Here is a 23,877-nt window from a genome sequence, read left to right as displayed (position 1 = left end):
GTTAATTATGGTGAAAATCTAATAGGAATTAAGCAGTAATCAAATTCATTTTATGAAGAAAGGGCAGTGTTGAAATTGTTTTATGTATTAATATTATTATTGGTAGTGACATTTGTATTACCAATAGTATCAAAGAAAGTTGAAAATAATCTTGAAATATTTCTATTTATAGTAGGAGTATTGGCATGTGTCACATCAGGAGCTATAAATAAAGAATTATTTTTAGGAATTATTCAAAATAAATTTATGTATACAATAGCTGTTGCAGTACTAATTGGTGGATTTATATTTAAAGCCCTATCAACTCATATAGAAGGAGCACTTACATATATTCTTAAATATGTACCATTAAAACTTTTCATATTTTTGTTAATAGTTATTATTGGGTTTTTATCAAGCATAATAACTGCCATTATTGCAGCTCTGCTTTTAGTAGAAATAGTTAGCATATTGCCGATAAGTAGAAAAAATAAAATCAATATTGATGTGGTTGCATGTTTTTCAATTGGAATCGGAGCTGTATTAACACCTATAGGAGAGCCATTGTCTACAATGATTGTTTCAAAACTTAATGTGAGCTTTTGGTATCTATTAGATAAGTATGGAGTCTATATAATACCTGCTATATTTATTCTTGGAATTATTGGTACATTTTACGGTATTCAAGAAAAAATAGAATCAAATAATACAGAAGAAATTATTATAGAAGAAACTAACAAGGAAATATTCATAAGAGCACTTAAAATTATTTTATTTATTATAGCTTTGGAATTACTTGGAGAAGGCTTTAAGATATTAATTGATAATTATGTGATAAATCTTCATACTGGCTATTTATATTGGTTCAATATGTCATCAGCTGTCCTTGATAACGCAACACTAGCAGCTGCTGAAGTAAGTGTGAAAATGTCTGAGGCACAAGTTAAAGCAGTGTTAATGGGGTTACTCATTAGTGGGGGAATGATGATTCCAGGGAATATTCCTAATATCATTTCTGCCGGTAAATTAAAAATTAACAGCAAGGAATGGATGAAGCTTGGGATTCCACTTGGAATGACTATCATGATAATTTATTATATTATTCTATTTAAAATATAGAATTTTTTGAAAAATGTAAAAATATTTAAAATCTATCAATAACGCTGATAATAAGAATCTAAAGCTAAAAAATGGTATTAATTTGCCATAATTTGAAAAAATGAGACTGTAAATAATTTCCGAAATATATTATAGTAGAATTATAATATATTAAGGGGGAACGTTGATAATGAGAGCAACAGGAATGGTAAGAAAAGTCGATGAACTCGGAAGAGTCGTAATTCCAAAGGAAACAAGGAAATTACTTTCAATTAATGAAAAGGACTCTTTAGAAATTTTTGAAGAAGAAAAGAAAATAATATTAAAAAAATATGCTCCTGGATGTATTTTTTGCGGCAATATAAAAAGTGTTACTAAATTTAAAGAAGTTGCTATCTGCGAAGAATGTATAAAAGAATTAAAGAAATTAAATACATAAGAAAATTCAATTCTCTTTTATGAAGTTTTAAGAAAATTACTAATGATGTAATTCTATTTAATCAAGGCTTAGATTTTTAGTATCAAAAAAATCTAAGCCTTGATTTTAATACCATCTATTGATTATAAATTATTCTTAAAAGGAAAAAGTTATATTAACGAAACTCATAAATCCTCAAGATTTTATTATAGAAGTAAGTTTATTAGTAATTTTATTTATTAAGAGGTTCCTATTTAAATGATAAAAGTGATAAAATTAGAGTATAATAACCATATTTTTTAATGAGTAATAATATGAATCATGGGTATTATATAATTGTGGTATTTTAGTGAATCTAAGTTAAAATATTTATATAAAAGGAAAGGAAGTGAGTATTTAGGCTAAGGAATTTATAGATTCTTATAGTGATATGCCTAAAGAAATGATATGAGTTTATTTTTTAATAAAAAATCAATAGTAATAATTGTTATGACCTTGTTTGTAACTATAATGGCAGGATGCTCGAATTCAAGTAAGCCTTCAGGTGATGCAGCAAATAATGGCAAAAACAGCAGTGAAACTAGTGAAAGCAGTGAAGACAAAAATTCAAAGTCAGATGCTCCTTCAGAAAATAGTAATGTTGAGACGTCAAATACTGAAAACAATGCACAGAAAGCCGTTCTTGATAATATTAAGAAATTATCTGAAGAGGGGAAGATTATTAACTGCGATTTCCCAGTAAAAACTTCAACTCTACAGGATATAGAAAAAAAGTGGGGAAAAGCAGATAAATCAGATTGGGTAGGAGAAGCAAAAGGAAATTATGCTACTTATTCAAGTAAGAATGTTGTCTTTGGTACTAATAAAGGTGATCAAGTTTTTGAAGTTAGATCATTTGACAGTCAGCTAAAACAAATTTCACTTTCAGATGTTAAAGACTTTTTTGGTCAGCCAGATCATGATGTTACATCAAATGGGGAAAGGATTATAGGCTATAAATCTGGAAGCGAGTTTAAGATTTTATTTGTTTTTAAGGACTCTGGAAATGATCCTAAATTGGACCATTACTCAGTATTATATCCTAGTGGAACTAAAAATAATATGTCTGGTGATAAGGGCAGAGAATGGTAGATTAGTAATAAGGATATGCTTTTGAATATTTATTTTGAGGCATATCCTTATTATGTAATAAAAAATATAGTAATTAGTAGATATCACTCCTAAAAACTCTGAGACAAATATCATAATATTTTTGCCTGCCACTAAGGCCATTTAATCCACCATTAACAGCTCTTGTTATAGTTTCAACAGAAGATCTGCTATCGCAAAGAGAATTCATATTATTAGTATACCACCAGAAACCTGCACTCATCCAAGGATAATTAGCTGCTACGTAGCTAACTCCATCCATAATATTTTTGTCGCGCATATAATTTGAAAAACTTTGGTAGTTACTTCGACCGGTTATCTGTATATAACCAGCACCCTTAAATTTTGGACCATCTCCAGGATATATGTTTCCTAAATCCTCACGACCTTCGTATTTATAACCAGGATCAACTTCTTTAGTGTAAAATCCACATTCAGATTCATAACTGCATTGGCTTATAAAATGCCTTAACCTTGGAAAGGTTATTATAGCAAATGTTTTTAAACAGCTATTTAGCTCATTGATTTGATTAATGGATACATTTTTCCAACCCACGTCATTAAGCTGATTTATTGAAACAATTTTTTCAGATGTTGAAGACGACGGTGTACTTGGTGTTTGACTAACCAAAGCTGCTAATGTACTAGAGCCAACCATTCCATCAGGTGCAAGACCGTTTTCTCTTTGGAATTTTACTACTGTATTATAGGTATTAATGCCAGCAATACCATCAACAGTTAAGACATAGCCTTTGCTATTAAGTTGCTGCTGAATTAATTGAATATCTGTTTTTAAAATAGTCCAAGTAGTATCATCAACTACACCATTAGCAGTTAATCCCTTTGAATTCTGGTATTTTATCACTGCATTATATGTTGTAGTTGAAAATTCCTCATTAACTATATCAAAATAGTAACATTTGATTTTTAAGGCATATTGCAGATAAGTAACGTAAGAACCAGTAGAGCCTTTTTCCAGTAACATAATCATATCTCCTTTAAAATTGTTAAACTAATCAAAATTTAAAAATGCATGACTTTATTTTCATATTATGCTTTATATAAACTCAAAAACTAAGTTTTCGCTAAAGATTTCACTTTAGTTAATTAGATAATGTTACTAATAAATATATTATGGATTTAAGGTAGTTATACAAAAAAATTAAGTGTTAACTTATACTAAATGTTGAATATTTTTTAGGAGAAATCCCAACTGCATTTTTAAAGGTTTTTAGAAAATTAGTATAATCATTAAAACCACATTTTTCACAAACCTCATTGACATTTGTGCCATTAGCTAACAATGACTTAGCTATGGTTATTCTTCGTGCTGAAATATATTTATTTATAGTAGTTCCAGTAGCTGATTTAAATATTCTACATATATAAGATGGACTTAAATAAAAATGATTTGCTAAATAGTCAATGGTAATAGGTTCAGTAATATTTTCATTTATATATGTTATAATTTCTTGGACTTGTTGATTGTATTTATAAGAGTGATCATCAATATGTAAGTTATTATTTGCAGTATAAATTCCATTTAATAAAGTAATTAGTTCTAAAAAAGATGCATATTCAATTATGTCAGAGCCATATCCATTAGTAGCTATTATCTTATTGATAAAATAAAGAAAATGTTGTTGCTGTTCTTTATTTAAAGAGATCTTATGATTGAAATTCTCACTACGATTTGTGAAACAATAACTTAAATCTGTTTTATCACTTGATATAGATTTAAGAAATTCTGGATGAATCGATATAACAATTCGTTCATGAGCCCTATCAACCTTGGAAACGTGATGACTTTCATATTGGTTAATTACAAATAGATCTCCAGGGCTAATGTCGTATAGCTTATTATGAATAAGTATTTGTTTTCCGCCGGATATAGAGTAATATATTTCATAACAGTCATGTATATGTATGTCCATCGTTTTTTCTTCTTTATATAGGCGTGCAATAGAGAAATAGCGTTGTTCTAAGCAGTTCTTTATGGAAGCCTTACAAGAATTTTCTTCTTTCATAAATAAAACTTCTCCTTTCATTTTTAGTGTAAGTTTACTTTAAAAACATCAGTACCTAATATATAATGCATTCATTATAAATCTATGGTTCAAGATTTGCAATATTTTCGAAAGGATATAACAAGAAATTGATTATATGTAGTGATATACTGTAAATATAAAATGTAACACATAGAGGAGGATTTTCATTATGGGAATTATGGATGGATTTTCATTAAAGGGAAAAATTGCATTAGTAACAGGTGCTTCTTATGGTATAGGGTTTAGTATCGCAAAATCTTATGCTGAAGCAGGAGCTACTATTGTATTTAACGATATTAATCAAGAATTAGTAGATAAAGGACTAGCAGCTTACACAGAATCAGGAATAAAAGCTCATGGCTATGTTTGTGATGTAACAGATGAAGCTAAAGTAAATGAATTAGTTGAAAAAATTGAAAAAGAAGTTGGAGTAATTGATATTCTTGTAAATAATGCAGGTATAATCAGACGTATTCCAATGCTTGAAATGAAAGCAGAAGACTTCCGTAAGGTTATTGATGTAGATTTAAATGCACCATTTATTGTGTCTAAAGCAGTAATACCAGGAATGATAAAAAAAGGTCACGGAAAGATAATAAACATTTGTTCAATGATGAGTGAGTTAGGTAGAGAGACAGTTTCAGCATATGCAGCAGCAAAAGGTGGATTAAAGATGTTAACAAAGAACATTGCTTCTGAATATGGAGAATATAATATCCAATGTAATGGTATAGGGCCTGGATATATAGCTACACCACAAACAGCACCACTTAGAGAAGTTCAACCAGATGGTTCGAAACACCCATTTGATCAATTTATAATTGCAAAGACACCAGCAGCGCGTTGGGGAACAGCAGAAGATTTAGCAGGACCAGCTGTATTCTTAGCATCTGATGCATCAGACTTTGTTAATGGTCATATTTTATATGTAGATGGTGGTATCTTAGCTTATATAGGAAAACAACCTCAATAGGAAAGGAACGATAGTATGAAAATAGCATTAATAAATGAGAACAGTCAAGCAGCAAAAAATTCAATTATATATGAGTCGCTAAAAAAAGTTGTAGAGCCAAAAGGTCATGAAGTATTTAACTATGGAATGTATGGAGTAGAAGGGGAAGCACAATTAACATATGTTCAAAATGGTATTTTAGCTGCAATATTATTAAACTCAGGAGCAGCAGATTATATAATTACAGGATGTGGAACAGGGGAAGGTGCAATGCTTGCATGTAATGCATTCCCAGGTGTTTTATGCGGTCATATAGTAGATCCATCTGATGCGTACATGTTTGCACAAATAAATGATGGAAATGCAATTTCTCTTCCGTTTGCCAAAGGATTTGGATGGGGAGCTGAATTAAATTTAGAATACATCTTTGAAAAATTATTTGAAGGTGAAAGTGGTCAAGGATATCCAAAGGATAGAGTAGTACCAGAACAAAGAAATAAAAAAATACTAGATGAAGTTAAAAAGGTAACACATACAGATATGTTAACAATCTTAAAGAATATAGATCGAGATTTATTAAAAGGTGCTGTAAGTGGAACTAATTTTAAAGAATATTTCTTTGATAACTGTAAATGTGATGAAATAGCAGAGTATATTAAAGGGATATTATAATAAGTATCTGTAGGTATTAGAGAGAAATTAAAATGATTCGTAAAGGCATAAAAATGAAAATATTTAAAGATTTTTATGATGAATATATGAAACGTCACGATGAAATCTGGCCTGAGATGGTAGATATGTTGCGCGAATATGGTGCGAAAAATTATTCTATTTTCTTAGATCCTGAGTCAAGAAGCTTATTTGCTTATTTGGAAATAGAAGATGAAGAGTTGTGGAATAAAAGTTCAGAAACAGAGATATGTCAAAAATGGTGGAAATATATAAAGGATATCATGGAAATTAATGAGGACAATAGTCCTGTTTCAGTTGAATTGAAAGAAGTATTTCATTTAGACTAGGTATAAGTCTATAGAAAAAGAAAATTATTAGGTATTAAAAATTTTCTTTATAAATTTTAATAACTCTCCAATTATAAAGTTGTTATACTGTATAATTGGAGAGCTATTTTGTTTAATTAATATAAAATAATCACTAGGTTTTCACAATGAGAATCGAACATATATGAATATCAGCCAAAATTAGATACATATTTGTTCTATATTGCTGTGAAAATTTTACAAATATATATCCAATTCATCTGACTAGTATATTTCAAACTTTTAACGAGAAATCCTATATGATCAAATTATTCTAAGAAATCTTCCCTTGTTGGTGTGAATACATCTAGTACTTCAGAACCTTCTTCTAAAACAATACAACCATGTGGAACATTTGAAGGAAATAATAAAGAATCTCCAGCGGCTACTATAGTTTCTTCACCATCTATAATGAATTTTAGCTTCCCTTTCAAAACGTAAGTAAATTGATCATGAGGATGAGTGTGAGGAATAACTGATGTAGTTGTTTTATCGAAAATAACTCTTGCTCCTAATAGAGAATCTCCATTAGCTAGAATTTTTCTTGTTGTATTATCGTCTGGATGTTGTATAATTGCATTTTCATTTTTAATAATCATAAAAGCCTCTCCTTTATAAATCGATTTACTAAAATAATATCATAGTTCTTATATATTTTCAAATTATATTTATAAAAAATTTTATTTATGAAGTAGATAAGTACTTAATAATAGAGAATATGCATTGCAATTGACTTCATGCATTCTAGTGATTATCTAGTATTTATGCTAATAGTGTTGCTAATATAGATTCATTATTAAAATATATATAGAAGATAAAAATATTTTATAAGATTATTGCAATCGCTATCATTATATGATAATATTTAATAAACCGGTTTAGTAAAAATATTATATATTAGTTTTGAAGAGAGGATATGAATGGAAAATGGAGAAAGTTTTTTTATTAGTATGAACGGTATGCAAAGTTAAAAACTAATAAATATGGATAAGTTAATGAATTGTATGTAAACGAATTAATTTATTGTGGATTTCATTTTAAGAAAGAGTACTTATTAAAATTTTATGGGTCAATGTTACGAAAACTTAGAAATGCTTGCTATAAGTCTTGAAAATTGATTATTTATAAAATAAAGGAGATATATATTATGATGACAACGTTTATAGGAATTGTAAGGGAACCATCAGTGGTTATTGCGTTAGTGACTTTATTAGGATTATTATTTCAAAGAAAATCTATACCAGAGATAATTACAGGGACTATTAAATCTTTTATGGGATTTATTTTAATTAAGCTTGGCGGTTCAATAATTGGAGATTCATTAGCTATATTTGGAAAAATATTCACACATGCTTTTAATATTACAGGCATAATTCCAAGTAATGAAGCTGTACTATCGATCACTTTAGATACATTAGGTGTACAAGCATCTTTGATATTATTGTTTGCAATGCTTCTAAACATTATAATAGCTCGTTTCACAAAATTTAAGTTTATATATTTATCTCTGCATCTAATGTTATTCATGTCATGTGCTATTACAGCTGTTATGAATGGATTAGGTTATTCACAAATAATAACGATTATAATTGGAAGTATAATTGTAGGAATATATATGTCAATAGCTCCATTTGCGTTACGTAAAGCTAGTGCTGAAATCGTTGGCACAGATGAATATGTAGTAGGACATTCAGGAATGATTGCATATTTTATTTCATCTTTAGTTGGAAAGCTAGTAGGAAATAAGGAAAAGTCTACTGAATCAATAAATATGCCGAAATCAATATCATTTTTGAGAGATTCTATTGTAGCAACAACTTTAACAATGTTAGCACTGTTTTTAATTGCTGGAATCAAAGGTGGAACAGGATTTGTGTATGAATTATCAGGAGGTCTTAATTTCTTTGTATATTGCCTAAAGCAATCAGCTATGTTAGCGGGAGGATTGTTTGTTGCAAAACAAGGTGTAAACTTATTTACTGAAGAGATTGTACCTGCCTTTAAAGGATTTGCTGATGTATTTGCTCCAGGAGCGACCCCAGCAGTTGATGTGTTAGTTTTATTTGATAAAGCACCTAATGCAGTACTTATAGGATTCCTAGTAAGTTTGGCTACAGGAGTTGTATGTATATTAATATTTCCGATAATTGGATTACCTGTTATTGTTCCAGGGCTAATGGCTTGTTTTATTACTGGAGGTGCTGCTGCTATATATGGAAATGCAACTGGAGGTCTTCGTGGTGCAATAATAGGTAGCATTCTAGATGGATTATTCCTCTGTGTAATGCCAGCAGTTACATTGTTTATTTTTACAAGCATGAATGCAGGAAATGTAACATTTGCAGATTCAGATTTTACAGTTACTTCACTAATTCTTTGGTTTATAGCCAGATTTATATAGATAAATCCATAGAATATAACAAACTAATTAAATAAAAGTATGAATAATAGTAATATGTATAAATTCAGTAAGTTATAAAATAAATCTGAGCTATATATTGTTTATCTATAAAATTTAAAACTGAAAGTTAGATTTTATCTAGCTTTCAGTTTTATTTTATGTTAAATTTAAATTGTTTATATATGTAGTGCAATTGAGTTCCTACATTATTAGGTTTATTTTAGCATTTAATTTATTAAAATTCTAAATGTAAATTTATTATTACAAAATACATATGAGAATAGATTAAAAAATAATTATTTATGTTTCGTAATAAGATAAAGTTTAAGTAAGGTGGAAAATAGATGAAAGTAACAATTAAAGAGGTAGCTGAAAGAGCTAATGTATCAAAAAGTACAGTTTCTCAATTTTTAAATGAAAGATTTGAGTATATGAGCGATGATACTAAGAAAAAGATTGAAATGGCAATTGAAGAGTTAGACTATCAACCTAATCAATTGGCAAGAAGTTTAAAACAAAAACGTACAAATGTAATAGGGATTGTTGCTTCAACCATTAGATCTAGATTTACAATTGAAATTGTTAGGGCAGTTGAGGATGTTTGTCAAAAGAAAGGTATTCAGGTTTTGATTTGTAATACAGATGATAATCCAGAGAAAGAAAAATATTGTGTTGATTCTATGATATCTAGGCAAGTAGATGGATTAATTGTTTTTCCAACACGTCATAATATTGAATTATATCAAAACATTGTTTCGAGAAATTATCCTCTTGTTTTAATTGATAGACTAATAAAAGAAATTAATGCGAGTACTGTTGTTTTAGATAACTTATTAGCTAGCAAAAAAGCTGTAGATTTACTAGTAGAAAATGGTCATAAAAAGATTGGGATTTTATCTTTTCCTGTACAGAATAATTCTATAAGTAATCGTGTTGATAGGATTAAAGGATATCGCAATGCACTTAGAAGTCATGGAATATCGGTAAATAAAAATTTTATAAAATCTGGACCTCTAGATAAAATTTCAGGTATGATTCAAAGTTTGCTGAATGGAAAAGATAAACCAACAGCAGTAATTGCATCAAATGATATGATTCTTGAAAAATTATTGGTTTATGTAAAAGAAAATGGCATTTCTATTCCAGATGAATTGTCAGTCATTGGAATAGATGATGTATCATTTGCATCTTTTTATCAGCCATCGATTACGACTATTGCTCAGCCAGCTTATGATATGGGAAAAGAATGCGCGAAATTATTATTTGATCAAATTGAATATAACAATGGTAATTTAACATCTAACAACATATGTAATATTAAATTTGAACCTATTTTACTTGAAAGGGAATCGGTTTCTGACTTGTTAGGTGAGTTAAAATAAAGAATAAGCACTAAAGAATTAAAACTGTAAACAAATGTTTATGCTATAAAATACTTAAGTTGAAATTTTAAGGTGTTATCATAATTAAAAAAGTTGAATTAAAAATATATTGTTAAGATAAGTTATGACTTTAATCTATGGCAAAACCATATTCTTCAGATGAAAAATATATATAGAAATACTTTGTATTTCGTAAATTTAAATCAAAAACTCTAGCAGTACTACTAGAGTTTTTTGAAATAAAAGGGAGTATAAATAAAAGTATAATAGGAATAGCTATGTCTTATTTATTATAATGATCTAATAGTCATTTTGTTCCATAATTTTGAAATTATTAGATGTAAAATTTAATAGGAAATAATGAAAGTAGTGTGTTACAAAAAATTTAGGTGTATATTTATTAGTGTTAGTATACTTATAAAATTAGAGTATCTATGAGTTTAGCAATATATAATAATTGGGAATTTAAATGTGAAAATTTAGGCTAAAAATTTGATTATATATTGAAACATCAAGTATTAAATTAAAATTAAGATTTGGCACAAATGGTTGAATATTACTATTTATTAATACATAATTATCATATAAACTAATTGTTTCGACTTTTCAGGAGGAAATTTTACATGAATAAATATTTGATTAATAGCAAGCTTTTAAAACAATTAGATATTACTATGTTTGTGACAGCTATTTTTATTACAATCTTTGGAATCATAAACATTTATAGTGTAACTCATATAAAGTTTGGATTCTATTATGCTGAACTGCAAATGTTGTGGCTAATTGTTGGACTAGCAATTGTATATTTTATTTTAGTATTTGATTATAATACTATAGGTGGTTATGCAAAACTAATTTATTGGGCAGGAGTAGGACTTTTATTATTTAATGATATAACAAGCAAAGCAGTAAAAGGTGCATCATCATGGATAAGGATTGGAAATAGAGCTATAGAACCTGGTGAGTTTGTAAAGTTTGGATTAATACTAATCCTTGCAAAAAAGTTAGATGATCTAGATGGCGATATTAACAATCCAAAAAACTTTCTTATCTTATCTTTTTATGCCTTAATTCCAATGTTTCTAATTGTAATTCAACCTAATTTAGGAATGACTCTTATTTGTTTCTTTATTACGTTAGGAATATACTTCATTTCTGGATTAAACTTAAAGGTTCTTGTCGCAGGCTTTTTCTCAGTTGTCCCACTAAGTCTTATTATATGGTTTAGTGATATATTAAAACCATATCAAAGACAGAGAATATTGGTATTCTTGGATCCAGAATCATATCAGCAGAATGCTGGTTTTCAATTAATGCAGTCTATAACAGGTATTGGAGCTGGTGGGTTAATTGGCTCTGGATTTTTAAAAGGAGTTCGTGCATCCGGTGGCTTCATTCCTGAGGTCCATACTGATTTTATATTTTCTGCAGTTGGAGAGGAATGGGGATTTTTTGGGGCACTTTTTCTCATAGCGTTATATAGTATTTTAATATATAAAATGATTAAGCATGCAAAAGAATCAAAAGATATTATTGGACGTCTCATTTGTGTTGGAACTGCATCTGGTTTCTTATTTTCAATTTTTCAGAACATTGGTATGACTATTGGAATTATGCCAATTGCAGGAATTACTCTTCCATTTATGAGCTATGGAGGAAGCTCTATACTTGTAAATTTTATGTCATTAGGAATTGTATTAAATGTAGGAATGAGAAAAAGTAGACTTAACTTTTGTAGTTAAAATATATAGTCAATATATTTCATTTAATGAGTAATTATATATAAATTCTGTATAATTTATTAGTTATAAGACTATCTAACTTACATTCTCTGATAGTTTAGACAACACCTCAATGTAATAAAAGTTTAGAATAGATATTATATATTTCGAATAAATAAAGTTAAGTGTACAAAGGAAGATAAGTAATATTTATGGTAATTAATAAAATGGAACAATGTATGTTATTTAAAGCATACATTGTTCCATTTTACTTATAAAGATCTATAAATAATAAAAAGTATAATATATATTTTATTTCATAAGAATTTGTGCAGATTTATATAATTATGAAATAAGAGGCGATACAAATAAAATTATTGATAGAATTATAATAAATATAACTGTAGCCCAAGAAACAATATTTTGAGTCTTATTATTAACGTATTCACCCATTATACGCTTATCATTAATTAAAATTATCATAAATGTTAATATTATAGGAGATAGCAAACCAGCAATTTGCTGTGATACAAGTATAATTTGAATAAGCGATATTCCAGGAAGAAGTATAAATAATGCTCCAAGAACAATTATACCAGTATATATTCCAAAGAAAGCTGGAGCGTCCTTGTAATCATTATCCACACCACTTTCCCAGCCAAAAGCTTCACATATCGCATAGGACGTAGAAAGTGGGATGACAGCAGTAGCAAGAACTGAAGCACCAAAAAGTCCAGCACCAAAAAGTATAAATGCAGCTTCACCAGCAAGTGGTTTTAAAGAAATTGCAGCCTCTTCTGCACTAGTTATTGTTATTCCAGCTTTATAAAGTGTTACGGCTGTACATACAATTATGAAAAATGCTACTGCATTCCCCCAGAAAGCGCCTAAATAAACATCAAGTTTTTCGTATTTATACTCAGATATACTGATTTTTTTATCTACTATTGATGATTGGAGGTAAAACTGCATATAAGGTGTAATTGTTGTACCAATCATTCCTATAAAGGTAAGAAGAAAACCTGTATTTAATTCAATGGTAGGCGTCATCATTGATTTCATTACGTGTCCCCAATCAGGTTTAGTTAAAAAAGCTGATATAATATAAGTAAAAAATACAAGAGTAAACAATAGGAAGATATTTTCTACTTTTTTATATGAACCTTTAGTAACAAGTAACCAGATTACTACAGAAACAATAGGGATAGATATATATTTGCTTACATCAAATAATTCTAAGCTTGCTGCAATTCCTGCAAAATCACCAAAAACAACACCCATATTGGCAACTAGTAAAATGGTCATTGCAAAGAAAGTAAGCTTAACTCCGAATTTTTCTCTAATTAAATCAGACAAACCTTTACCAGTTACCACCGCCATTCTTGCATTCATCTCCTGTATAACTGCAAGACTGAAAGTGATTAAAAGTAATCCCCATAGCATTTTATATCCATAAGACGCACCAACAGATGCATAAGTTGTAATCCCACCAGCATCATTTCCTGCATTAACAGTAATTAATCCTGGGCCAATAATAGTCATAATGAAAAGTAGCTTTTTAAATCTACCGGATAATACTTTCTTCATAGTGCAACCCTCCTTAAGCGTGAATGTTCATGGATACTGTCATTTAATGATACTACACCAACTAAATTATTATCTTCATCAATAACAGGAATTGAAACAAGATTATACTTATGCATTAAGCTTATAGCATCTTCTATTTCATCCGTATCCCTTAAACTTTCAGGTCTAGTTGTCATTATATTATAAAGTTTTGTATCTGGTTTTGAAGTAATAAGTGAGAATAAAGAAGTAACCCCAATAAGATTATCTTTATCATTTGTTATATATATATAATAACTTTCATCTTCATCAGGCGCATTTTCTTGAATCCACTTAAATACATCACTTACAGTTACATCAGGTAAGAAGGTTAGAAAATCTTTTGACATAATACTTCCTACAGTTTCTTTTTCGTATTCCATAAGCTCTCTAATTTCATCCTGACTTTCTTCGTCCATGTGTGTTAATAGTTTTTCAACTCTATCTTCATCCATCTCTTCTAAAATATCAGCTATTTCATCAGAAGGCATAATCTCAAGTATATCAGAAGCTTTTTCATCAGACATAGATTTTAATAAATTTACTTGAACATCAGTTTCGATTTCCTCGAGAACTTCAGCAGCTTTTTGATTGTTTAAGCTGTGAAACAATATATCTCTGCTTTTGGTATCAAGATCTTCGATTATATCTGCTAAATCTGCTGCGTGTAGAGTTTCAATTTTGCTTGCTGGCATTTGAAGTTGTAGATTGTTAACCCCAGTAGACAAAGTCTGCACATCATCCCATATAATTAACTTGTTTCTTAATCTATACTTTAAAGCTTCTGTTAATATTATAAAAGGATATTCTACACCAAGACGCCTGAGTAATCCTCTAGTTCCTATATCAACGGCAACAAGCTGCCATTTGGAATTTATATTTCCAAGTCGTACATCATTTACACGTTCTACTTTTTTGCCGTTTATGTCTACTATTTGTTTATCTAAGAAATCTCTTACTAAAAAAATATCATCTTCACCAGGAAACTTTATTGTAAGGCTCTCGCTATTAATTTTAATATGATACTTTTCTTTTTCATCTTTGAATATATCTAGCGCATCAGCAGATAGATAAAAAGATTTTTTCCAATTTGTAATTTGTATATATACTACAGTTGGTTTTTCTTGACTAAAATCAAGAATAAGGTCATTTAGTTTACCAATTATTTGGCCAGAAATATTATGAATTTCTTTATGAATAATTTTACTTACAAAGAAATTTGTTATTTTTTCCATGTTTTTCACCCTTTCAATTCAGGGCATAAAGAGAGTATCCAATTAATGCCCTAAAAATATTATTGCTTGAATTTAAATAAAAATGTATATTACAACTTTCCGTATCATGGTCATCCACTGGATACACCTCCTTTAAAAAATAATAAAAGCCCTTCACCGTAAGTGAAGGGCACAATAATCAAACACAACATTATACAAATATACGGAATGCAGTAGCGCAAAGTACATTTGTTGTATTAACACCTTCACTCGTTGAGTTTTAGCACTATAGAGCATAGAAAACCATATGGTTTTCGGCTACATTAAGTAGAACCTTAATCCGGTAATACCTGTTGACCCATTGGCGTCTTTCGACGTTTCCGGGCAGCAGCATGTATCTATATAGGAGCCTCACCTAACAAAGTTTTTATTTAGCTTTTGTTTTCCGCCTTAATTTTACTACGACATGGTATAAGCCGTCAATAGTAGAAAAAAATTTTTTATATACATAGTAAGTGGATTTTTATGCAGTTATATTTTTAATATGGAAGTTATAAAACACTAAAGTAAGAATTGATTATAATTGCAAAAAATTAGAATAAAATGTAATATTAATATGATATAATAATATTATTAATTGAATGGATAGGGGACGATAAAATGGTAAAAAGGTTAATAATATCATCATTACTGGCCATATCAGTGATAGGGATTATTCCAGTATCAGCTTCTGCGACTTGGAAGCAAGATAAATATAAACATTCTTATTGGGTAGAGAATGGTGTAAAAGCTAAAGGATGGAAAGAAATCAATGGAGACTGGTATTATTTTAAGGAAGATGGTTCAATAACAAACCAATGGATGGAGTATAATGGAAATTGGTATTATTTTTGGACAAATGGAGTTATGGCATCAAATTCTTGGTTGAAGAATAACGGAATGTGGTATTACTTTGATGGAAGTGGAAAATTAGTGCAAGATTCAATTATTATTGGAGATAAAAAATATGATTTTACTACTTTAACATTTATATTCTCAAAATACTTAACTACTGGTCAAAATATAAATATTGTTGGTGCAGACAATAAAAATATTTCAGATAGTCAAAACACAGCAAATAATCAAGTAAATCAATCATCTGAAAACAATGCAACAAGTAAGAATTAAGGAAAATAACAATATTTAATATAATATTTTAGATCTGGAAGACTAACAGATTGAAGTTGAATTATTCTGTTAGTCTTCTTTATTTTAAAGAAAATTATAGAATTTCGTATAATGAAAGTTTGGTGTCATTTTGCTTTAGATTTATTTATAAAGAATGAATTATAATATTTAGGATTAGGTCGTAGTGACCTAATCCTAAATATTACATGTGCATAAAGATTAAGCATGTCCTAAAAATATACTAGTAAATTCTAAGAATTAAGGAGTAAATGATTAAGCTCTTCAAAGGTAGAAATTTCATACTTAGGTGATATATTTGAATTATTCTCAAGTTTATTTGGATTGTACCAACAGGTATCTATACCGAAATTGATTCCACCCTGTATATCGGAAGTTAAACTATCTCCAACCATAAGTACTGTGTTTTTATTAGTGTGGCGTATGTTTTTTAAAGCATGTCCAAATATTTCTGGATTAGGTTTTGAGATGGAGATTTCCTCAGATATCACTACATCTTCAAAATATTTTGATATAGTTGACTTTCTAATTCTATTTTCTTGTACAGCTGTGAGACCATTAGTAATTATTGAGAGTTTATAGTTTTTAATCAAATGCTCTACAAGCTCTAGGCTGCCATCAAATAAAAAGGAGCAGTTAGACAAGTTTTTCATATATGATTTGGCAAATTCAATCTCATCAAAAGAAATTTTAAGTTTATCCGCAAGTCTTTTAAATCTTTCTACCTTGAGTTTTTCCTGAGTAATTAAGCCTTGTTCAAACTCTTTCCATATAGCAGTATTTATATCGTGATATATTTTTAAGTGGTAATTTTCATCGTAATTGATATTAAATTCGAGTATAGTGTTTTTGAAAGCCTCTCTTTCAGATTTTTTGAAATCAAATAAGGTATCGTCTGCATCAAATAGTATAACTTCATAGTTCATAATATGTCCTCCGTATAGTTGTATATAAATTTGTAAAAATCAAAATTTAATTTTATTTACAATGTCCTGTTAATAAAATAATATATTTATAGGAATTTGAAAATGACATAAGTCATGTTAGGAGAGTCTATGAAAAAAATTTTAGATAATAAACTTTTAAATTATTATATTAAAAAGCATAACATACAAAGCATATTTGATGACACGATACTAAAACATTTTCAGCTTCATTTCTATGAAAAAGAAGAATATATAATGAAGTCAGAAGAAAAACTTGAATATTATTATCTAATTGTAGATGGGAAAATTAAAGTGTTTTATCCTTTTGAAAATGGTAAATCAATGCTATTAAAATTTTATAGAGATTTTAATACTGTAGGAGATTTAGAACTTTTAAAAAACATTCCTATACTTTGCAATATTAATGCAGTAGAAGATACTTATTTAATAGGAATTCCATCAGATATATTAAGAGAAAACTATTTCGATAATACAAAGTTTTTACATCATTTAGTAGATTCTTTAAGTGAAAAACTTTATGTAACTATTAATAATAGCTCATATAATTTTGTGTATCCACTTATTAATAGGTTATCTAGTTATTTGATGGAACATATAATAGATGAAAGTTACATAATTTTAAATTCATCTTATTTAGAGATTGCTGAATTTTTAGGAACGACTTACAGGCATTTAAATAGAACGTTTAAAGAATTGGAATCACAGGGAATCATAAAGTGTGAAAATAAGAAGATAAATATACTAGATATGAAAAAATTAAATGAGCTTTCAAAAAACATTTATGTAAAATCTCTTTAATATAAATAATGGATGACTTTTAAGACGTGTAAGGGTATAACTTAAGAAGATAAAGTATGAAGTTAGTTAGATTAATTATGCAAACAGAAAATACTTAGAGAAATACGAACTCTAAGTATTTTTTAGTGCCAAAATATATCATAAAATCTTAAGGGATAAAATAAGCTTATTTAAATATTTTAAACATTGTGAAAATTTAAGGGCTTAGGTCTATTATGAAGTAAGCATGATTTAGCTATCTTGAGTGAGTATATGAAATAAGGCTAAATTTATTTTACAACTATTTTGCAATTTCTTTGGAAGTTATGTTATATAATGGAGATGAAAGTTAAATTGAAGAATTTACTTTAAAATATCACGTTAGTTATTAGGGGGAAATACATAATTGAAGATAAATATTTTAATTGTAGAAGATGATGAAGCTATATCTAATTTAATACGGATAAGCCTAGGAATAGCTGGTTATGAATGCAAGCAGGTATTTGATGGAATGGAGGCTTTTAACTTAATTAAAAAAGAGTCTTTTGATCTTGTACTTATGGATATTATGCTGCCAGGTATAGACGGATTCGAATTAATGAAAAGGATAAAAAGTTTAAATGTACCAGTAATATTTCTGACTGCTAAAAATGGGCTTGCTGATAAAATAACTGGCTTAAAATCTGGTGCAGAAGATTATATTGTTAAACCATTTGAAACAGTTGAATTATTAGCAAGAATTGAAATAGTACTAAGAAGATATTCAAAAAATAATAACTGTATAGAATTTAAAAGACTAAAAATATATGAAGACGAAAGAATTATAAAAAATGGAGATGAGACAATTGATCTTACTTTAAAGGAATTTGAGCTCATACTTTTGCTTGTGAAAAATAAAAATATGGCATTATCTAGGGAGTATTTATTAGAAAAAATTTGGGGATATGAGTATATGGGGGAGACCAGAACAATAGATACTCATATACAAAAAATAAGAAAAAAGCTTGATATTGGGGATAACATAAAAACTGTATATAAAATTGGATATAGGTTAGAGGAGTGAAATACATGAAGTTGTGGCTTAAAATATATCTTTTTTCGTTACTATTACTTGTATTCACTTTGAACATAGCTGGATTTATATTGATACAAAAACTTCATAATGATCTGCTACAAAAAGAGGCTGATAAATGCCTTGCAGAACAAAAATTTGCTTCTTCACAATTAAGTGTTAATTCTATGTATATGCAAAAAATCTATTCAAGTAATACCTACGATATAAATATATTAATTGGGACTTTAATGGATGAATATAATAAGGCTACTAATAGTGGAGCAGAACAGCATGGAGACGTAGAAATTTTGGATTCTAGGAATAATATATTATTTTCAGACATGAAATTTCCATTTTCAAACGAAAAGGATGAACTAGAAGACCTTTTGCCAGGAAAAACTAATTATATTATTAGGACAGTAGATGGTAAACAGTATTTGTACGCTAGCAGCTTAGTTAATGTATATGACTATCCAATAAAAGTACACTATGCGAAAGATATTTCAAATATATATTCTGAAAAAATAAATCAATATGCTCTCTTTATGAAATTAGATATTTTAATCTGTTCTATTTTTGCTATATTTATGTTTTTTATAAGCAAATTAATAACAAAACCAATAAATACATTAATAGCTTCGACCCAGAAAATATCTCTTGGCCAGTATTCAGAAAGGGTGAAAATTAAATCAAGAGATGAGTTTAGCGTGCTTTCCAATAATTTTAATCTTATGGCACAGACAATAGAAGATAAAATAAACGAACTTGAAACATCTAATATTGAGAAGGAAACCTTTATAAATAATCTGACTCATGAACTTAAGACACCTTTAACTTCAATAATTGGATATGCAAATTTAATTAGAACATCAAAATATAATGAAGAGGTATTTGTTGAAGCTTCGGATTACATATATAAAGAAGGAAAAAGGCTTGAAAAGATGGCTTTTAAAATGATGGATTTAATTTATACAAAGACTCAAGAAATCGAGTTAATGCCTGAAAAAATATCTACTATAATAAACGAGGTTAGAAGATTGTTATCTAGTAAACTTAAAGATAAAAATATAGACCTAATTATTGAAGGAGAGGATTGTGTACTAGATATAGAAAAGGATCTAATTACTATGGCATTATCTAATCTAGTTGAAAATGCTATAAAAGCATCTAAAAATAATTCGAAAATATATATAAAAATATACACTTTTCAGAGTAAAACTCACCTATCTGTTGTAGATTCAGGTTTAGGAATAGCCAAAGAACATTTAGATAAACTTTGGCAGCCATTTTATGTAGTTGATAAAGCTAGAAGTAGAAAAAATAATGGAGCAGGAATTGGTCTTTCTATATGTAAAAAGATAGCAGAGGTCCATAATGCAGATATTAAAATAAATAGTAATTTAGGTATAGGAACGGAAGTTATTTTAATTTTTAATAGTCATATTGCTGAAGTAAATGATAAGCATGTGAATTAAAAGGTACGAACGTAGCTTATATGCATATCTTAAAAATAGTTTTAGATAGTTTGAATAAAAATAATCGTAAATAGAAATAGAGAGTTCTGGATTTTTGATTGAGTTTATTAGTGAAGTATATGTAAGTTTACAACTATTTTACAACTATAATAAACTTTTGGGACATTCAAATTTTATACTTAAAGAGTGGGGTAAGTACTTACGCACAATTAAAAAAATATATTATGGAGGGATTATTGTGCATTCTAAAAAAATAGTAGCAGTATTGTTAATAGTAGGAGTAGTAGCATCTACTTTTGCTATATTTAATCAAATTAATATGAAAGGAGCTTTTGCAGATACTATAAAACAAAATGTTGTCTACACTAAAGAGGATACTTCATCATTTTCTCAAGATGATGGGACTGGAAAAATAACTGGCGATGAGAAGGAAGCTTATAGGCAGAAATCCTTAGGTATATTAAAAGAATATTTTAACATATCATCTGTTGAAGAAAATGAAGATTTTAAGTTTGGTGCATGTATATTAAATGAAAAAACTTTGGATGCAATAAAGCCACTAGAAAAAAAAGATATACAAGATTCATATGATAAGAAAGAAATATCTAAGGAAGAATATGATAAGGAAATGGCTTATGCTGAAGAAAATGATAATGGACTTAAGGATAGGGTAGCAAAATTAAAGCACGGAATGGTTCAAACTGGATGGGTTGGAATTAATGAAGATAAATGCTATATGTTTGATTTTAATGAAAACACAAAGGAAATAGATAATGTATTGATTAGTGAAGGATATCTTGATGAATCCAAACCTAAGTTAACAATTTCTCAAGAACAATTAAAAAATACAGCTGAAGATTTTATTAAGCAGCATAAGCTAGGGAATATAGAAAAACCTAAATGTATACTTGTAGCAGGAGAAAATGGACATCGTCTTTTTTATCAAGATGAAAATGATTCTTCTAAAAAAGTGGAGATATTTATTAGTCCATATACAGGTAAGGTAGATGGTTTTTCGATAAAAGCATATGCAGATTTAGAATACAATATAGAAATTAATGAAACTAGGCTTGGCAGTAAATAGGAAAACCGTAAGCTACTAGTCCTAATTCGGAGAAAACATTTGCTAACGCATACCATGAATCAATCAGCAGATAATTAGTTTGGGTAGCTGGAGTAAATTCCCACGTGATATGCTAAGGCTTCCATGTCTAGTACAAGTAAGTTTTATTATAGATTGAGGAGATATTTTGCTACCCTAGGTGACTGGTATTCCAGAAATTAAATTTATTATAGTTTTTGTGTGAATTAAAAGAATACCATTACTTAGAGATAAGCTGAGGCATAATAAAACTTTCAGTCTTTATCTTAAAGTTATTAAACTCTAAAAGAGAAATAGCCTATGCCAATTTTATTTGATAATTTATTATAGTATCAAATAAAATTTGTACAGGCTATTTTACATTTTATATGAGATTTGCAAAGATAATTTTAAATTTTCATAAATTATTTTGATTTTGTATTATATCTTAAATCTTTGAATCATTTCATTAAGTTTTTGTGAAAGTTCAGCTTGGCTTTGAGCAGATTTTGTAACATCTGAAAGAGCAAAGGTAACTTCAGTAATGCTATTTAATATTTCTTCTGTATTTGAGGCAGATTCTTGAGCTACTGAAGATACATTTTGTATTGCACCACTTATCTGCATTATAACTTCATCCATTTGTTTTGAAGAAGAGGCAGATTTATCTATAATATTACTTATAAATTCAGAATCCTTTTCATATTGAATTCCTGTATTCATGAGGAGTTCATAATTAGGTTTAACATTGTCAGCCATAAATTCTAGAACATCTTGTCCGCTTTTTGATAAACTTTCTACAGAAGCTTCAACTTGTGATACCATGGTTTGAATATTATAAACTGCATTGGAAGATTGTTCAGCAAGTTTTCTAACTTCGTCAGCAACTACTGCAAAGCCTTTTCCGTGTTCACCAGCTCTAGCGGCTTCAATAGCAGCATTTAGAGCTAATAAATTTGTCTGCTCTGCTATACTTCCAATAGAATTTGCCATTATTCTAACTTCTGATACAATTTTAGAATTTTCAATTGATTCTAAAATGTTTAAACGATTTTTATCATAAATTAAATTACTTTCTTCAATACTTTTTGAAGATTTATTTCTAATATTATAAGCACGTTCTTTTATTTCATTTACTGATACTAATGAATTTTCTGCATCTTTTGCGATGGAATTTATGGCGCTACTTATTTCTTCTGTTGATGCAGTTACTTCTTCTGTGGTAGCGCTTAAATCTTGAACACCTTTAGATATATGTTCTGTGGATTCATTAACAATTTCCATTTTAGAAGCAATTTCTTCAGTAGTAGCAGAAAGTTCTTCGCTTGTGGCGCTTATATCGCTTGAACTGTTCATTATTTCAACAATTAAATTCTGTATATTTTCTTTTGCATTGTTTAATGCCATTGAAAGACCACCTATTTCATCTTTAGAGTCAACAGTTATAGTTTTAGTTAAATCACCACTACCAAGAGCTTCAGCGAAGATTAAAACTCTTTTTACTTGTTTTGAAATCATAAATGAAATTGATAAACCTAAAATAACAGCTAGTAGTAAACTAATAAGTATTATTGAGATTGTTATGTATAAAGATCTTTTAAAAGTTGAGTTATTTTCAGAATAAGAAGCATCGGCTTGGTTAACATTATTTTTTATTAATTCATCCATGCTCAAATATATATTTTTTCTGGTTTCGGTAACTTTAGAATAATTTTCATCAGCTTCACTAAAATTATTCTCATCTACGTATTTTATTATTGAGTTAGATAAATCAACATATTTATTAAAGTTTTCTTTAAGGTTTGAGAATGCAGGTTTCTCAGATTCAGAGATTAAAGTGCTTTCATATATTTTTATAAGGTCATTATTCTCGTCAATTAAGTCTTTAATGTCTTTTTTTACTGTATCTCTTTCGCTGACATTTCTTTGATAAGCAAGTTTTAGCAAATCTGAACGTATATCAGAAATATTTTGCTTTAAAGTAGTTAAGTTATTTATTGAGGCCAAGTTATAATCATGCATGGAAGTTGCATTGTTATTAATTATATTCATATTATATAATCCAATAAAACCAACAATACATACTAAAATTGAAATAAAAGTAAAAGTGGAAATAAGTTTATGCGATATTCTTAAATTTTTAAACCAAATCATTAAATCAACCCCTCTTTATTTTTTATGCGAAAGTTTTTTATTTTCTCACCTCCATTAAAAGTTCAATATAAATAGTTTATATTTGAGAAAAGTTGTAATTAAAAGTCTACATACTTCTTGATTTTAATTCATAGAAATTTAGTTTAAACTACCAGCTATTGCAAACCAAATAACACGATGTAAAATGAATTATATTATGT

Annotated in this window: 21 protein-coding genes and 1 riboswitch; of the genes, 14 read left to right on the top strand and 7 right to left on the bottom strand. The window is 28.4% G+C overall.

What is annotated here, in order from left to right; translation table 11 throughout:
• Positions 1-66 precede the first annotated feature (66 nt).
• The 3 genes from F3K33_RS17145 (at position 67) to F3K33_RS17135 (ending at position 2,626) form a co-directional block, all read left to right on the top strand.
• Complete coding sequence (locus tag F3K33_RS17145) at positions 67-1,098, top strand: DUF1646 family protein (protein WP_039769268.1); 1,032 nt, start codon at positions 67-69, stop codon at positions 1,096-1,098.
• A 169-nt stretch (positions 1,099-1,267) separates the two neighbouring features.
• On the top strand, positions 1,268-1,516 hold the full coding sequence (locus tag F3K33_RS17140) for an AbrB/MazE/SpoVT family DNA-binding domain-containing protein (protein WP_012059552.1): 249 nt from the start codon (positions 1,268-1,270) through the stop codon (positions 1,514-1,516).
• 426 nt (positions 1,517-1,942) lie between these two features.
• Positions 1,943-2,626 (top strand): YjgB family protein, encoded by a 684-nt coding sequence (locus F3K33_RS17135; protein WP_039769271.1) that lies wholly within the window; start codon positions 1,943-1,945, stop codon positions 2,624-2,626.
• A 73-nt stretch (positions 2,627-2,699) separates the two neighbouring features.
• Here the strand turns inward: F3K33_RS17135 and F3K33_RS17130 are convergent, their stop codons facing one another.
• Positions 2,700-3,629, bottom strand: a complete 930-nt coding sequence (locus F3K33_RS17130; RefSeq protein WP_031275721.1) for a peptidoglycan-binding protein — start codon at positions 3,627-3,629, stop codon at positions 2,700-2,702.
• A gap of 184 nt (positions 3,630-3,813) precedes the next feature.
• On the bottom strand, positions 3,814-4,671 hold the full coding sequence (locus tag F3K33_RS17125; protein WP_039769273.1) for an AraC family transcriptional regulator: 858 nt from the start codon (positions 4,669-4,671) through the stop codon (positions 3,814-3,816).
• A gap of 190 nt (positions 4,672-4,861) precedes the next feature.
• Between F3K33_RS17125 and F3K33_RS17120 the strand changes: the two genes are divergently transcribed.
• From F3K33_RS17120 to rhaM, 3 genes are read left to right on the top strand one after another with little or no spacing between them, the layout of a single operon-like run.
• A complete protein-coding gene (locus F3K33_RS17120; protein WP_023974393.1) occupies positions 4,862-5,665 on the top strand; it encodes a gluconate 5-dehydrogenase in 804 nt (267 codons plus the stop codon).
• Between the two features lie 15 nt (positions 5,666-5,680).
• Complete coding sequence (locus tag F3K33_RS17115) at positions 5,681-6,316, top strand: RpiB/LacA/LacB family sugar-phosphate isomerase (RefSeq protein WP_023974392.1); 636 nt, start codon at positions 5,681-5,683, stop codon at positions 6,314-6,316.
• A gap of 32 nt (positions 6,317-6,348) precedes the next feature.
• Positions 6,349-6,663 carry an L-rhamnose mutarotase gene (gene rhaM / locus F3K33_RS17110; protein ID WP_023974391.1) on the top strand — a complete coding sequence of 105 codons (315 nt, stop codon included), beginning with the start codon at positions 6,349-6,351 and terminating at the stop codon, positions 6,661-6,663.
• 287 nt (positions 6,664-6,950) lie between these two features.
• Here the strand turns inward: rhaM and F3K33_RS17105 are convergent, their stop codons facing one another.
• Positions 6,951-7,280: a cupin domain-containing protein gene (locus F3K33_RS17105; RefSeq protein ID WP_023974390.1), complete on the bottom strand. Its 330-nt coding sequence runs from the start codon at positions 7,278-7,280 to the stop codon at positions 6,951-6,953.
• A 548-nt stretch (positions 7,281-7,828) separates the two neighbouring features.
• On the opposite strand from F3K33_RS17105, the gene F3K33_RS17100 reads away from it, so the two are divergent.
• From F3K33_RS17100 to rodA, 3 genes are all read left to right on the top strand, one after another.
• The gene (locus F3K33_RS17100; protein ID WP_202864746.1) at positions 7,829-9,082 is read left to right on the top strand and encodes a PTS ascorbate transporter subunit IIC; all 1,254 of its coding nucleotides are present in this window, start codon (positions 7,829-7,831) and stop codon (positions 9,080-9,082) included.
• 344 nt (positions 9,083-9,426) lie between these two features.
• Positions 9,427-10,464 carry a LacI family DNA-binding transcriptional regulator gene (locus F3K33_RS17095; RefSeq protein WP_023974388.1) on the top strand — a complete coding sequence of 346 codons (1,038 nt, stop codon included), beginning with the start codon at positions 9,427-9,429 and terminating at the stop codon, positions 10,462-10,464.
• Positions 10,465-11,087: 623 nt separating this feature from the next.
• On the top strand, positions 11,088-12,206 hold the full coding sequence (gene rodA / locus F3K33_RS17090; protein WP_039769276.1) for a rod shape-determining protein RodA: 1,119 nt from the start codon (positions 11,088-11,090) through the stop codon (positions 12,204-12,206).
• A gap of 324 nt (positions 12,207-12,530) precedes the next feature.
• Here the strand turns inward: rodA and F3K33_RS17085 are convergent, their stop codons facing one another.
• On the bottom strand, positions 12,531-13,772 hold the full coding sequence (locus tag F3K33_RS17085; RefSeq protein ID WP_012059541.1) for an Nramp family divalent metal transporter: 1,242 nt from the start codon (positions 13,770-13,772) through the stop codon (positions 12,531-12,533).
• Positions 13,769-15,025: a magnesium transporter gene (locus F3K33_RS17080; RefSeq protein WP_039769278.1), complete on the bottom strand. Its 1,257-nt coding sequence runs from the start codon at positions 15,023-15,025 to the stop codon at positions 13,769-13,771. Before F3K33_RS17080 ends, F3K33_RS17085 begins: the two co-directional genes overlap by 4 nt.
• Before the next feature lie 237 nt (positions 15,026-15,262).
• A riboswitch (M-box (ykoK) riboswitch) is annotated at positions 15,263-15,434 on the bottom strand.
• Positions 15,435-15,664: 230 nt separating this feature from the next.
• On the opposite strand from F3K33_RS17080, the gene F3K33_RS17075 reads away from it, so the two are divergent.
• A complete protein-coding gene (locus F3K33_RS17075; RefSeq protein WP_039769280.1) occupies positions 15,665-16,171 on the top strand; it encodes a tail fiber assembly protein in 507 nt (168 codons plus the stop codon).
• 251 nt (positions 16,172-16,422) lie between these two features.
• Here the strand turns inward: F3K33_RS17075 and F3K33_RS17070 are convergent, their stop codons facing one another.
• Positions 16,423-17,115, bottom strand: a complete 693-nt coding sequence (locus F3K33_RS17070) for a YjjG family noncanonical pyrimidine nucleotidase (RefSeq protein ID WP_039769282.1) — start codon at positions 17,113-17,115, stop codon at positions 16,423-16,425.
• A 129-nt stretch (positions 17,116-17,244) separates the two neighbouring features.
• Between F3K33_RS17070 and F3K33_RS17065 the strand changes: the two genes are divergently transcribed.
• The 4 genes from F3K33_RS17065 (at position 17,245) to F3K33_RS17050 (ending at position 21,526) form a co-directional block, all read left to right on the top strand.
• On the top strand, positions 17,245-17,934 hold the full coding sequence (locus F3K33_RS17065; protein WP_017210991.1) for a Crp/Fnr family transcriptional regulator: 690 nt from the start codon (positions 17,245-17,247) through the stop codon (positions 17,932-17,934).
• A gap of 385 nt (positions 17,935-18,319) precedes the next feature.
• Positions 18,320-18,976 (top strand): response regulator transcription factor, encoded by a 657-nt coding sequence (locus tag F3K33_RS17060; protein ID WP_039769284.1) that lies wholly within the window; start codon positions 18,320-18,322, stop codon positions 18,974-18,976.
• Positions 18,977-18,981: 5 nt separating this feature from the next.
• The gene (locus tag F3K33_RS17055; RefSeq protein ID WP_039769286.1) at positions 18,982-20,442 is read left to right on the top strand and encodes a sensor histidine kinase; all 1,461 of its coding nucleotides are present in this window, start codon (positions 18,982-18,984) and stop codon (positions 20,440-20,442) included.
• Positions 20,443-20,680: 238 nt separating this feature from the next.
• Positions 20,681-21,526 carry a hypothetical protein gene (locus tag F3K33_RS17050; protein WP_039769288.1) on the top strand — a complete coding sequence of 282 codons (846 nt, stop codon included), beginning with the start codon at positions 20,681-20,683 and terminating at the stop codon, positions 21,524-21,526.
• A 438-nt stretch (positions 21,527-21,964) separates the two neighbouring features.
• On the opposite strand, the gene F3K33_RS17045 is transcribed toward F3K33_RS17050, so the two are convergent.
• A complete protein-coding gene (locus F3K33_RS17045) occupies positions 21,965-23,677 on the bottom strand; it encodes a methyl-accepting chemotaxis protein (RefSeq protein WP_039769290.1) in 1,713 nt (570 codons plus the stop codon).
• Positions 23,678-23,877 lie beyond the last annotated feature (200 nt).

The sequence above is a fragment of the Clostridium beijerinckii genome, assembly GCF_008705175.1.
Classification (GTDB): Bacteria; Bacillota; Clostridia; order Clostridiales; family Clostridiaceae; genus Clostridium; species Clostridium beijerinckii.
This window is presented reverse-complemented; position numbering and strand designations above follow the sequence as displayed.

Coding starts and splice junctions, on each gene's coding strand:
- F3K33_RS17140 (WP_012059552.1), top strand. CDS start 1,268: ATGAGAGCAACAGGAATGGTAAGAAAAGTCGATGAACTCGGAAGAGTC.
- F3K33_RS17135 (WP_039769271.1), top strand. CDS start 1,943: ATGAGTTTATTTTTTAATAAAAAATCAATAGTAATAATTGTTATGACC.
- F3K33_RS17130 (WP_031275721.1), bottom strand. CDS start 3,629: ATGTTACTGGAAAAAGGCTCTACTGGTTCTTACGTTACTTATCTGCAA.
- F3K33_RS17125 (WP_039769273.1), bottom strand. CDS start 4,671: ATGAAAGAAGAAAATTCTTGTAAGGCTTCCATAAAGAACTGCTTAGAA.
- F3K33_RS17120 (WP_023974393.1), top strand. CDS start 4,862: ATGGGAATTATGGATGGATTTTCATTAAAGGGAAAAATTGCATTAGTA.
- F3K33_RS17115 (WP_023974392.1), top strand. CDS start 5,681: ATGAAAATAGCATTAATAAATGAGAACAGTCAAGCAGCAAAAAATTCA.
- rhaM (WP_023974391.1), top strand. CDS start 6,349: ATGATTCGTAAAGGCATAAAAATGAAAATATTTAAAGATTTTTATGAT.
- F3K33_RS17105 (WP_023974390.1), bottom strand. CDS start 7,280: ATGATTATTAAAAATGAAAATGCAATTATACAACATCCAGACGATAAT.
- F3K33_RS17100 (WP_202864746.1), top strand. CDS start 7,829: ATGATGACAACGTTTATAGGAATTGTAAGGGAACCATCAGTGGTTATT.
- F3K33_RS17095 (WP_023974388.1), top strand. CDS start 9,427: ATGAAAGTAACAATTAAAGAGGTAGCTGAAAGAGCTAATGTATCAAAA.
- rodA (WP_039769276.1), top strand. CDS start 11,088: ATGAATAAATATTTGATTAATAGCAAGCTTTTAAAACAATTAGATATT.
- F3K33_RS17085 (WP_012059541.1), bottom strand. CDS start 13,772: ATGAAGAAAGTATTATCCGGTAGATTTAAAAAGCTACTTTTCATTATG.
- F3K33_RS17080 (WP_039769278.1), bottom strand. CDS start 15,025: ATGGAAAAAATAACAAATTTCTTTGTAAGTAAAATTATTCATAAAGAA.
- F3K33_RS17075 (WP_039769280.1), top strand. CDS start 15,665: ATGGTAAAAAGGTTAATAATATCATCATTACTGGCCATATCAGTGATA.
- F3K33_RS17070 (WP_039769282.1), bottom strand. CDS start 17,115: ATGAACTATGAAGTTATACTATTTGATGCAGACGATACCTTATTTGAT.
- F3K33_RS17065 (WP_017210991.1), top strand. CDS start 17,245: ATGAAAAAAATTTTAGATAATAAACTTTTAAATTATTATATTAAAAAG.
- F3K33_RS17055 (WP_039769286.1), top strand. CDS start 18,982: ATGAAGTTGTGGCTTAAAATATATCTTTTTTCGTTACTATTACTTGTA.
- F3K33_RS17045 (WP_039769290.1), bottom strand. CDS start 23,677: ATGATTTGGTTTAAAAATTTAAGAATATCGCATAAACTTATTTCCACT.